Here is a 12,913-nt window from a genome sequence, read left to right on the forward strand (position 1 = left end):
CAAAAAAAAGAGTGGTTACCCACTCTTTGATTTTTAAGATAAGTTCTTTATTGGTTAAACTGTTATCTGCTACTTTATTGATCACTAACTAAAATTGCTCAGGTGCAAAGTTATTTCAACCAACTCATCCCTAATACACCAACAATATAGAGCAAGCTACCAAGAGCTACAAATTGCTTTTCTCTGCCAACTTTTTGTTCCTTTAAGAGGACAATACTTCCATAAGTAGCAACAAGTAAGCTCATTTGAGAAAATGAATAGGTTACGCCTACACCTAAAGAAGACGATACAGCGAATAACGAAGTATTCGCGATAACCCATGTGCTACCAGTACCTAAATTGTGGATTATTTTGCGGAAACGCAACTGTTGCTTACTTTTCAAGGAAATTACGCTTCCCCCGAGAAACATCCCTACTGCCTGAGGCAAGAAAATCTGTGCGCCACTTATCTGAAACAGACCAGTGACTGTCACATATAGCATCAAAAAAGCTGAAGAACAACATAGATAAAGAAGTACTTGCTGTGTTAAGCCTGTTTGCTGATGAGTTGTCTTAGTTACAAGGAAAACACCTGTTAGAATGACTCCTAATGCCATGATTGAGAAAATTACAGTCGTTAAATCTGTCCATTCTTTGAGAAAGAAGCCAGATGCTAATGTAACAAATAATAATTGGGTCCCGACGGAGACGGGCATTACTTTAGAAACCTCCGCTTTCTCCAAAGCGAGAAATTGGAAGTATTGTCCGCAAGCCCAAAAAACCCCAGATAATAAACTGATGAAAAATGGCACCATGGCATAACTCACTTGATTCAAGAAACCAAATACACTACCGAAAATCAAGGCTGCGATTGTTGTTCCTAGCAGTTGTTCCTCTGATTTTCCTCCCATCAATTTAGCGACGATTGGCATTAAGCCCCATCCTAGTGCAGGCAGTGAGGCAAGCAATAAAAGTTGTACGGACATAAAAACTCCTTCTAAATATTGTAAAAAAGCGAGAACACAAAATCTTGTAGAGGAAAGCGTTACAGAAGCAATTCCTTCTCGACAAATTTTGTGTTCTTTATTCCTAGTTTTTAGTTAATAAATAGGTTGCTACTCCATAAGCGTGGATGATATGATCCGCTTCAAGCGGTTCTTCTAAGGCATTGATTCGCTGATATTCGTACCCATTAAATAATTTTTTGGGCTCAAGAGGACGTTCTTTGTTCGTTGAATTGACGAAACGGACAACGATTCCCTCAGAGTAATACGCATTATGGAGCGCACTGACTCCCACACCTGGTTCTAAGCTGCAAGACAACAAAGAAAGAGACATGTCGGTCAGAGATAATGGATCAATGCGCTTTTGAATTTTATTGTCTATACGATAAATAAAGTAATTCAAATCTTGCAATTGATAAGAAATCGATGGCTGTTCTTTAACAGTTTTCCAAGTAGCCAACAAATCTTCAGAAATAGCTGTTGATGCGACCCTTAGGGAAAAATCGAAGACCATCTCATAGTTTTCCATTTGAGCAAGAGGTGTTTCCATCATAATATGTCCCTTTTTGGTTGTATCGCCAGAAGCACGACCTGGTCGATACAACAAATCTGGTTTTCCTAGAGAGTCGGTTGTAGCTAGTACCGTTACATATAAGGAGTCATCGATATATTCATACTCTTTGCTCTGCTCGCTATAAAAAACGAGGGCGTTCTCTTGATCATAAACAACCACTTGTTTTTCAAATGGTTCAATATTGACAGGTTTTTCTGCATATTTTTCTTGCCAATTTTCCAGTGTTTGATTTCTTTTTTCAAGATAGCCAAATTGAATGGCCGCAACCGCTCTTTCTATCGGCTTGTTTAATCGAGCTTTCACTCGAATCCGATGATTTAAAAGCGTATTTTTAAAACGTAGCTTTGCGTTTACCTCACCATTTTTTGTCAGTTGGAGGGTCAATGTATAAGCGAATGTTTTGGTGGCGATTCCTTTCATCCGTTCTTCGATCGTATACGGTAGCTGTAAACTTCCTTCCAAAGCCAATGTTTCTTGCTTCCCTTTGCAGCTGGCAAAACGAAGCGTGATCGGTTGATCATTCAAAATAGGCGAATAGTCATACGTATCACCGGCATTACTATCATCGATGATCGACAAGAAATCCAAGATCTGTTGTTTTCCATCTGAATAAATCAGGTGGCCGTCTTCAAAGGAAAGCATGTATTTTCCATTTCTAATCCATGTGTTTTGATCTAAAGACGATTCGGGAGTTGTCTCTTGCTCTTCAAATGTAAGGACTTGATAACCAAGGCCTGAAAAGGCACAGGTCACTTGAACGGTTAACAGATAATACCCCTCTTCTTCAATAAAACGGTTGCCAGCCGGAGTTTCTTCCATAATATTTTTCCTGCTTGGGATATACACTGCTTCAAGTACAGATGAATCAGCTCCAATAACCTTGATATTGTTGGTTCTGGATACGATCTTAACGAATTTCTCTCCTTGAAATGGCACTGGTGTTGGATGAAGAATCAGAAATTGGTTGGCTTGTAAAGCGAGTCCTTCACTGATTCTTTTTAAAATCAAATTTTCAATGCTCTCACAAATCTCACTGATTTCTTTTAACCGATGACTGATATCTTGTGCAACACTATCTGATACACAGCCTGCCAAACTATCATGGGCTTGACATTCAAATAACTTTTTCCAAGCTTTCATTAGCAAGCGATTGCTTAATTCGATCCCTAAATCTTTCGCAATAACTAACATTGGTTCAATTTCTAAAACTAATTTGTTTTCTAATCGAAAAATCTCACGTTTCAGATCCATTCGTACAGAACCAATCGTTTTGTGAACCCGTGCAAACACCGGTGCACGAAACTCTCCTTGATAAACTTCCAGTTCTTTTTGACGGACGATCTCCATAAATGCTGGATAGGTGCTCAATTGATACTTGTATTTTCCAAGCTGATTGATTTTCGTTAGTTTTTCTTCTATGGCAGAAACAATGCCTAACTGATCATTTCCAGTTGGAATCAAGATTTCAGGTTCATTCGCGTAGCTCTTAATAAAATCAACACCTCTATCGAGTCTGCCATCTACATAACTGCTCGTTGGCTCCAATTGCTGCTGTGCACCATATCCTTGAGGAAAATTCACCGCATACAGTGAACCTCGCCCACTTAAACTCGTCCATTTAAAGTAAGGGGATTTGACCTGTTCCCCTAAATCGATGCCTCGCCAAAAGATAATGTTATCAAGTCCAACTTCGTTCAATATGGTTGGCATTTGAGCATTAAAACCAAATGTATCTGGCAAATAACCGATCGGCATATAGCTGCCATATTTTTTGCTATCAAATATACCAATCATGGCATTTCGAATGATGGACTCACCAGAAGCGAAAAAGGCATCTGTTTGGGTGTACCAAGGCCCGATGAACAATTGACCATTGGCGATCAACTCTTTGACCTCAGTCAAGCGCTCAGGATAGAGTTCTAAATAATCGTCCAGAATAGACAGTTGTCCATCTAGCACGAAAGATGCAGTCGGTTGCCTCTTTAGTTCTTTTAGTACATCACTAAATAATTGGTCACTCAAAACGACACAGTCCATCGAAGTAAAATACCATTCACGATCCCAATGGGTGTGGTTTACTATGTGTACATTTGTCATAGCTATGCTTCCCACTGCTCTTCCCAAGCCGCTTCGTCAAACTCTTCCATCGTGGCATCTGTTTCTTTCCCCGCATCTTTTGAACGTAGCAAGCTTGTACAAATCGCAATGAATAATGAGCCAGTAGCAATCGATAAAACATACAGTGGCCATTTTTCTACGGTGAACCAACCATAAAAACCAGAGATTGGCGCTGTATTGACAGCTCCTAGACCTACAGCCATTGCAGAACCAATCGCTGAACCAATCATATTCACTGGGATCACTTTTAGTGGATTTTCCACCGCAAATGGGATCGCTCCTTCTGAAATACCTACTAGTCCCATAATGATCGACGATTTTCCTGCTTCTTTTAGTTCGTTATTGTATTTATTCTTTGCAAAAACAGTCGCTAATCCTAAACCAATTGGCGGAATGATAATCGCCACTTGTGCTGCAGTGTTTGGTGCATAAACGTTACTTGTCAATAAAGCCATCGCGGTTGTCACAGCTGCCTTATTTACTGGCCCTCCAAGATCAAATCCAACCATTGCCCCTACAACTGCCGCCATCACGACCGCATTTCCGCCACTCAATCCGTTCAACCATGACTCTAAGCCCACATTGATAGCTGCAAATGGTGTACCGATCACATAGTTCACAAGTAGGACAGTGACTAAAGTACCTAAAACAGGAACTAAGAACACTGGAACTACCGATGCCATCGATTTTGGCAGTTTGATATGGTTTTTGATCCACAAGCAGATGTACCCAGCGATCAACCCTGAAACAATTGCGCCTAAGAAGCCTGCGTTAATGTCTTTTACTAACATACCTCCAACAAGACCAGGGGCAATCCCTAGCTTATCGGAAATCGAATAAGCAATAAATGCCGATATTACGGGAAACATCAGTCCTAACGCAATGCCACCGAATCCATCTAAACTATGGAGTAATCGGATAATCGTATTCGCACTTTCTCCATGAGAGGCGTCCCAAATATCAACAATCCCAAATATTGATCCACCTACTCGAGAAATCGCCATGATAACTGCTCCGGCAATCACTAGAGGAATCATATAAGATATTCCTGTTAAAACATGATTTTTCATTTCACTTGCCAACTTTTTCATCTGATTTTCCTCCTCTTTATTGATCAATCAGCTTTAATGCATCTTCAATTACTTTTTCTGCGTTTTTTATAGGGGCTGCTACCGGGACTTTGAGAATCATTTTGCCATTGAAACGCTCCTCATTTCTCACTTTCGTATCAACGGCAAAAATCACGACTTCCCCAATTTGACAATCCCGCTCGTTCAATTCATTTTCGATACCTGTTGCTCCTTGTGTCTCAACCTTGATTAAATCGCCACGTTTTGCTGCTGCTTTTTTTAGCGCCTGTGCCGCCATAAAGGTATGAGCAACTCCTGTGGCACACGCCGTTACTGCAATAATTTTTCTCTTCATTCGTCTTTCCCCTTTTCTCCATTTTATTCGCTTAATAATTTCGCGATAATCTCTTTATCTGTTTCGCTTTTCAGCGCTTCTGTGATGTCTTCATCCATCAATTTCATGGCAATTTCTGATAAAATCCGTAAATGGGTGTCTCCTTGATGTTCTTCAGGAATAGCAAGCATAATCACAACCGTTACCGGTTCATCATCTAAAGATTGCCATTCTAATGGTGCCTTTAACCGAGCAAAAACGATTGCGGGTTCAGAAACTGCACGACTTTTTCCATGAGGGATAGCTATATTATTGCCTATTCCTGTGGTCGAGTGATCTTCTCTTTCCATGACTGATTGAACATACTCATTTTCGGATTGAACGATTCCTTCAATTACTAATATTTTTGCTAATTGACGGACCACTTCTTCTTTAGTGGTTGCCTCTAGACCAAGAACAATATGTTCAAAAGGTAGTAGTGTTTCTATATTCATTTTATGTTCCCCCTTGTAAATACTTTTTTAATTCATCTTTCGTCCCTTTAAGGAGGAAGGTTCGTTCATCTGATTCCATCACATTAAGCATCGTGTCATAGATTTCCTCAAGGTCTTGTACAGTTTCATCCTTGATACAGATGAAAAAGACATATTTCACCTTTGTTTCTCCCCAGTGGATCTCATTATTAAGACGTAAAAATACAATCGCTGATTTTTTCACGTATTCTGGCGTCCCATGAGGCGTTGCGAATCGTCCAAAAGAAGTAAAGGAAAGCTGTTCCCTTTTTAGGGAAGAATCAATCATTTCCTCGATCACATACCCACGAGTAACCAACTGCTCTCCAATAAATGTAATCACCTCTTGATAATTTTCAAAATGATGATCTAAAAAAATCAAGTCCTCGTGAATCAGTTTCGCAAACTGACTGAAAGAACCATTTTGCTTTTCTTCGACATTTTTTAAAAAGGTTTCTATTTTTCGCTGCTCATCTTTATTCAGTACAGGTGAAACATTGATTGTTGGAATCGAATCGATTTTTAAATCCACTGTCGATAAAATCAAGTCCTCATAAATATTGGTCTGAATCAACTCTTGAATAGAAAGAATTCTGGAAATATCGATTTGCTCATAATTTCTCCGAATGCGAGCAGCTAATAGTTGTGAAGTGCCTTTCCCACTGCTACAAACTAATAAGACACTCACTTTCTGCGGTTGTTTTTCTTCTCGCTGTTCTTTCATCACTTGGATGTGTACGGCCAGAAAAGCAACCTCATCTTCGGGGATCGAAATCGAAAACTGCCAATTTAAGGCATGAGCTAATCGAAGCGCTTCCTCAAAAGACAAAGGGAAATTCTTCTTCACATCATTTAGAAACGGGTTATGAATGACTAATCCTTTTTGAATGCGATAAATAGCTTCTTTGATATGTGATACCAATCCTAACAAAAGACTTTCATTGCGTAGGGAGATCGTCTCATGAATCAATTTTCGTATCGTTTCATCAAGAAAATCATCGGAGTCATTCTTCTTCATCAACGAATCCCCATAGATATGAAGCGAAATATAATGAACTTCCGAAACTGGCAACGACAGAGAAAACGTTTCTTCTATTGATGCGATAAATCGATAAAAAGCTCTATTCTCCATCAAAGGATGGCTTCTTTCTTCGAAAGTCAGATAATTCTTCTCTTTGACCCGATCAATCATGATGATTAGATGAAGCAATAGTGAGTGATAGGCAGCATCATTAAGCGTAATTTGTTCTTTTTTCAAATACTCTTGTAAGAGCGTATCAACTAAAGAAATTTTTGTCAGGTCAATAAAATCATTAACAAACTGAGGAATTCCTTGAATCGAATGCAAATAGCGTTGCTGCTCTTGTGTTATTTTCCAATTTCCACCCCAGAAATAGTAGATCAAATCAAATGCTAAACGACGTTTTTCTTGTTCTGACAAATTCAAAAAGGAACCCTTCCCCGGTAAAACTTCAATCGTAACGTTAAAATGACGAAAGATCTCGCTTACCTGCCCCATGTCATTTTCTAAAGTTGATTTACTGATGTAAAGTGCATCTTGCAGTTGTTGACGCGTAAAATACGTTTTTTGTTTCAGTATTTCAAAGCAAAGAAACTGAATACGATCTTTTTTGCTCGTCGGTAAGTTTGATTCCTCGTTCCCATCAAGATACTTTAGAATTTCAGCTGAATCGCCATCAAGAAATACACCTACTCTAGGTTTGCGAACAAGCCTTATTGCTGTTTCCTGCAAAAATTCATCAATTCTCTTTAGCGATTGCGAAACTGTCTTTTGCGAAAGCGACATATGCAACCCAATTTTAGCAACCGTTGTTGGTCCATTCTCTAAGAGATATCGAATAATTGCTTTTTCCCGTTCACTGATCATGAAACTTTCACCTCGTCTACATTTCTAATGGTAGCTGTTTCTCAAAAAAATGAAAACACTTACTTTTACTGCATTGATTACAGTAAATCATAGGCACTGAAAATATTGCGCCGTTTTTTTTATTCATGTGTACCCTTTCGTTTAATACAGATTATTTACATATCCTTTGGTATTTTCATAGTATAGAGGATATTACTCAGTGGGAACAGAAAAAAAATACCAATGAACAAACGATACGTCTGTTTCATTGGTATTTTTACTATTGATTCTCTAATAAGGAGACGCGCTTGAGAAATTCCTTCATTTATTGCCCCAACACCTCCGCCACCGAATAAACACCAGGGGCAAAGGTTTTGCCTGTTAGCTTCTTCGTCATGGCATTAAAGGTATAGTGCTCTTCTAAGACGACGACTTCATCGTATTGCTTTAATAGCGTGCGAAAATCTGCATCTGATAAGAGGAAATTCTCTCGACCATCGACATTAGGTGAAAACAAGTAATATTTGCCGACATAGCCAACTAAGTAGCTGTCTACTGCTTCTTTATTGGTACTGACCACCAAGTATTTTTTCTGGTTTAGGTCAAAGCGATCGCCAGTAACGGCTGAAACTTGTGCTGGAATCGAAGCAGCATATTCACGATTGGTATAACGCATGCCATTATTTTCTGAAAGGATCAGCAATGTCGCAAAAAATAACAGAATCAAGGTACTGTATTGATAGATTTTTTTTGTGGTCAAGCTGGCAAAACTACGGTAGTTTCGCCGATCGATCGCTTGTTCATGATACAAATGATCAATGCCCCGGACCATGAAAAAGGTCATCAAACCTAATGCCAAGATCACAATACTCGAAGCATAGCGATCGAACCCTGCCAAAGACAGTGCTTCATCAGTGGGCATCGAGAACAAGAACATGGCGTAAATACCCAAGTAATAGAGACCAATAATACCATCGATCAACAGCAGTTCTTTTAGAAATGGATTGCGTTTTTTTATAATAAATCGGACAAATAGCCAACTGCCCAACAGGATGACTTCGATCAAAAGAATCCCCTGCGTGGAAACCGTCGCAATATCCGTAATAGTTTTGACAAAAACATCCGTAATCTGTTGTAGTATCTGTGAATCCTTTTCGCCAAAAATCTGTTTATAAGCGGTCACGCTGACTTCATGCTTCGATTTAGGAAAATTCGCTTTGACATGCAGGTTCCAAAGAATCGCCGGCAGGACAGATAGCCCAATGGCAGCTAATCCTACAATCATCAAGCCTAGCCGTTGCCGCCAACGAATTGATGCCTGCCATAAGCAGACTAGTAAATAGCCACCTAAAATCAGCAGAAAAAAGACGGCACTATTTTTGACCAAATCAAGAGAGGCGCCAATCAAAAGAAAGTAGCTGATTGGAGGCAGCACTTTGCCTTTTAAAGAAAATAACCCGGAGATGCCTGCCAAAGTTAAAACGGGAAGAATGAAGTCTACCAGCAAATTATTCATTCGAATCGCAATATTAAAATAATTGAATACGGCCATGCTGGTGAAGACCAAGACAAAAGCCAGCTTTCTTTTCGGATCACGAATAATCGCAAAAAAACTATACAGACTACAGAAAATCAAAATCAATTGACCAATCAGCAAGACATTCTCATGATAACCAACGATGATTGCTGTATAAGTAACAAACAGTGAGCTGCCTAAAGGATAGGAAGTAAAACTGATGATGGCATCGGTTGCCGTTGGCAATTGTCCCTGCGTATAAAGGAATTTAACGATCGTCGCCCAATGAGAGAAGTTGTCATAGTGGGTCAAATGACTGTGAAGCAATGTTAAAACGAACAAAGTAAAATAGCCATAAAACCACAACATGATGGGCTCTTGTAAACCCCAGCGCACCTGATGGCGCTCCTGCCAAAAACGCCAAACGCATAATAGTAAGCCAAGACCAAATAAAAACCAGGCCCCCCAGATCAACCATCCTTTGGGACCATATGCGACAAAGGAAAGAACGAGGATCGGCAAACAGCAGGCAGCGATCCAGCTAATGTATTTGGTAAAATGACAAACTCGTACAAAAAGATAGGCATAGCCAGCTAATGATAAACCAAATAGACTAAATCGCAGCAGGATCTCGATCATCGTCTGCCTCCTTTCTCAGCAAGCTGTCTACCCATTCTTGGAGGGCTACTGTGGAACGCAGCTCTGAAAGATTGCTTACTTGATATATCACTTGATTTTCTTTTGGCTGAAGCGTCGTTTTTTCAGCGTGAAGCACAAGATTACTGATCGGTAAGTTTAGATGGACCGGCATCTCGACCTCTTCTGTTTTTGCCAACGTGAACTGATCAAAACCAAATGTTGTGACCGCATAGGTTCCTTCATCAAAGTGCCATTTTTGATCAATGGTCAGTATGGGCACTCGTTGAGGCGGCAATGGCTTTTGTTTGGCTTGCAGCAGATGCTTACCGAGATTTTCAAAAAGACTGTCAAAGAAGGTCATCCACGGATCCCGCAGAACCGGCAGGCTTTGATTGAAGCCATCATAAATGATCTGCAGATAGGCTAAGTAATCTTTTTCTGTCAACTGGTTTAAAGCAACGCCATAGACCCAGCGATCTTTTCCAGAAAAGACGCGGACAATATTTCCAGTCATCTCTGCTTGGTAGCCATTACGGGTGATTTTAAAAGTCAGCGGCGCATCTGGCGGAAAATAAAGAGGAACGTCAGAAACGAAGGACAAGCCATTTTCTGAGATATTTTCTGTCATCAAAGAATAGCTGGCGTCTTGGTCGGAAACTTCAACAGGATAATGGGCTCTGAACCGTTCCGTCGTTCGATAAATCGGGCGACCGAGATAAAATAAGACCGCAAAGGTTAAGTTAAAGAAATGGGTCAGCAGCCAAAAGGTCAACACACTGCCGTAGAAAATCTCTGAGCCGAATTTGCCGTAATTAAACTTCACTAAGCCGATAATCGTCAAAATCAACAGCAACAAATGCGGCACCACAAACAACAAGTCTTTTTTAGACTGAGTTGCTGCTTTATTAGTCACCTTGAAGCGGGTCTCTTTGATGCCAATGGCTTGCAAAAAGACAGGAATCACTAGGTAAGGTGCAAAAATCGTTTCCTGGATCTCGCCCCAACGCTGCGTTCGAATATCACTGCTCAAATCCTGCATCGCCAAATGCAAGAACGTATAGCTTGGCAGCCAAAACAGCAGCAAGACCCAAAAGTTTGTCTCTACGACCCTTACATTAAAGACGGTGTACAAAATCGGCGCGAAAATAAATAGTAGCCGTCGTAGAAACGACCACCAATACAAATAGCTGTTTAAGAAAACCATTTTTTGCGCCAAAGACAACGTCTTATTCTTAAAAAGATGGAGATTGTGGACACTTTGGACCACTCCTCTTCCCCAGCGAATCCGCTGCTTTAAGGCACTTGGGATATCAATTGGAGACAGACCGCTGGCCATTGGCTGCAGTGTTGATAAACTGCGATAACCTTGGCAATTGATCAAGGCGCCTAATTCAAAATCTTCCGTGATCGTGTCCGTTGGAAATCCGCCAGCGGCTTCGATCGCTTCTCGTGCAATCACCGTATTGGAACCTGTATAAATAGCGGTATCATGGGCGTTGTTCAAAACATTGACTTCTCTGGAAAAGAAGTCCTGCTCGTTAGGGATCGCCGCTTCTGAAAAAAGATTGTACTGAAAAAGATCCGCATTGTAAAAACTTTGCGGTGTTTGAACAAAGCCCAACGGTTTGATGGTCTGGTCATTGCGGCGTTCCTGCTGATTTGCCACAAAATATGGCACTGTTTCCAGCAAAAAATCTGAGTAAGGAATCATATCTGCATCAAAGGTCGCCACTAGCGGCGAATTTGTTTTTGATAATGCATGATTGAGATTGCCTGACTTGGCATGCTGATTGCCGATCAATCCGATATAGCCGATGCCAAATTTATCTGCCAGTGCTTTGACCTCTGGACGGTTGGTGTCATCTGACAAATAGATGTGAACTTTTTTGGGATCGGGGTATTTCATATGAACTGCCGCATTGACCGTTTTTAATAAAAGCGGCACTTCTTCATTATGAGTAGCAATCAACACATCGATCGCCGGATAGTCGGCTTCTGGCACGACCGGTTTTTCAAAGGGCTTTGCTTTGTTTTTGTTCCAAATCAACAGCAAGCCCGTAAAGTTCGATACGATCTCACTGCCCCAAAGCAGCAAACCAAACAGCAAGGCAAACCAAGACTCGTGCCATGGCAATGTATACAGCCCCCGCCATGATAAATAGATCAGCGAAAAGACAAACGCCAGAAAGTAAACGACTTTTTTCGCCCAAGGCAAACGTTTTTGTTCCACCTCAATCACTCCTTAAAGATGACATTTTTTTGCACATGGTAACTAAAGAAAAAGAGCAGGCAATCGACGCCTATTTTTAACAACACAGAATCTCCGATCGGTAGGATCAAATAAATCAGGTAGACGAGAAAAGAGGACAGCAAAATCTGTACGATCACCAATAAAAAATACTGCAGCATACTGTTCTTTGTCCGTTGACCAAAAACAAGCTCGCGATTGATGTAGTAATTGACGATCGCCGAAATCAATCGGGCACCCAACGAAGCGATCACGATGGAGGACAGATTGATGACAGACAAGAAATGGATCAATAACGCATAAGCGATCACATCGACAAAAAAGGAGACCACAGATGAAAACAAATACTTCAAAAAGACGCTATAGATAGCGACGGAATCTGCCAAGACCCGAAAATGGGAAGAGGCATTTTCTTCAATATAGATGGTGGCGATCGGTTGCGAGAGAATCGGCCACCCCCGTTTCTGGGCTTCGATCAGCATCCGCGTTTCATATTCAAAGCGCTCACCTGAGATCGCCAACAAATCTGTCATGAATTTCCGAGGGAAAACCCTTAAGCCCGTCTGCGAATCCTCGATGGCAAGACCAGTCGCTAAACGTAGGATATTTCGGGTCAAAATGTTGCCGAACTTACTCCGCAAAGGCACTTCTTTGCCAAAGGATCGGGTCCCTAAAATAATACTGTCCGGATGGGCTTGGGCCTTTGCTAAGCAAGCCATCATATCGGTATACTCATGTTGCCCGTCCGAATCAATGGTCACCATAAATTCAACAGCTGGCTTGTTTGTCAGCACTTCAATGAGAGCGGTTTTGATGGCTGCGCCTTTTCCCTGATTCTTTGGATGGGTCAAAACCTGACAACCAAACTTCTGTTCCAATGCCGAAAAGACGGGCTGATAAGCTGCCCCACTGCCATCATCCACGACCAAAATCGGCAGGTGCTGGTTATGCAAACGAATTTTCTCCACCAGAGCCAGCAGTTTGTGGTCCGGTTCTAGCGAAGGAATCATGATTAAACTATTTTCCATATGCGCCCCTCATTTAAGGTAGTA

General features: G+C 40.9%; 9 protein-coding genes. All 9 read right to left on the reverse strand.

The features are described from left to right. Nucleotides 1-110: 110 nt before the first annotated feature. The 9 genes from A5882_RS00095 to A5882_RS00135 all read right to left on the reverse strand — a co-directional run bounded on the left by A5882_RS00095 (nucleotide 111) and on the right by A5882_RS00135 (nucleotide 12,889). A complete protein-coding gene (locus A5882_RS00095) occupies nucleotides 111-965 on the reverse strand; it encodes a GRP family sugar transporter (RefSeq protein WP_005234411.1) in 855 nt (284 codons plus the stop codon). Between the two features lie 103 nt (nucleotides 966-1,068). Next, on the reverse strand, nucleotides 1,069-3,654 hold the full coding sequence (locus A5882_RS00100) for a glycoside hydrolase family 38 C-terminal domain-containing protein (protein WP_086372284.1): 2,586 nt from the start codon (nucleotides 3,652-3,654) through the stop codon (nucleotides 1,069-1,071). A 2-nt stretch (nucleotides 3,655-3,656) separates the two neighbouring features. Next, the gene (locus A5882_RS00105; RefSeq protein WP_086316458.1) at nucleotides 3,657-4,793 is read right to left on the reverse strand and encodes a PTS fructose transporter subunit IIC; all 1,137 of its coding nucleotides are present in this window, start codon (nucleotides 4,791-4,793) and stop codon (nucleotides 3,657-3,659) included. Further along, a complete protein-coding gene (locus A5882_RS00110) occupies nucleotides 4,783-5,100 on the reverse strand; it encodes a PTS fructose transporter subunit IIB (RefSeq protein WP_005234408.1) in 318 nt (105 codons plus the stop codon). Before A5882_RS00110 ends, A5882_RS00105 begins: the two co-directional genes overlap by 11 nt. Nucleotides 5,101-5,123: 23 nt before the next feature. Continuing rightward, the gene (locus A5882_RS00115) at nucleotides 5,124-5,573 is read right to left on the reverse strand and encodes a PTS sugar transporter subunit IIA (RefSeq protein WP_005234407.1); all 450 of its coding nucleotides are present in this window, start codon (nucleotides 5,571-5,573) and stop codon (nucleotides 5,124-5,126) included. A 1-nt stretch (nucleotide 5,574) separates the two neighbouring features. Continuing rightward, nucleotides 5,575-7,479 carry a BglG family transcription antiterminator gene (locus tag A5882_RS00120; protein ID WP_086372285.1) on the reverse strand — a complete coding sequence of 635 codons (1,905 nt, stop codon included), beginning with the start codon at nucleotides 7,477-7,479 and terminating at the stop codon, nucleotides 5,575-5,577. Between the two features lie 304 nt (nucleotides 7,480-7,783). After that, nucleotides 7,784-9,613: a lantibiotic ABC transporter permease gene (locus A5882_RS00125; protein WP_086372286.1), complete on the reverse strand. Its 1,830-nt coding sequence runs from the start codon at nucleotides 9,611-9,613 to the stop codon at nucleotides 7,784-7,786. Then, nucleotides 9,588-11,852: a glycosyltransferase gene (locus A5882_RS00130; protein WP_086372287.1), complete on the reverse strand. Its 2,265-nt coding sequence runs from the start codon at nucleotides 11,850-11,852 to the stop codon at nucleotides 9,588-9,590. Before A5882_RS00130 ends, A5882_RS00125 begins: the two co-directional genes overlap by 26 nt. Continuing rightward, a complete protein-coding gene (locus tag A5882_RS00135; protein WP_086372288.1) occupies nucleotides 11,849-12,889 on the reverse strand; it encodes a bifunctional glycosyltransferase family 2/GtrA family protein in 1,041 nt (346 codons plus the stop codon). Before A5882_RS00135 ends, A5882_RS00130 begins: the two co-directional genes overlap by 4 nt. Nucleotides 12,890-12,913: the final 24 nt, after the last annotated feature.

Source organism: Enterococcus sp. 4E1_DIV0656 (assembly GCF_002140695.1).
Classification (GTDB): domain Bacteria; phylum Bacillota; class Bacilli; order Lactobacillales; family Enterococcaceae; genus Enterococcus_D; species Enterococcus_D entomosocium.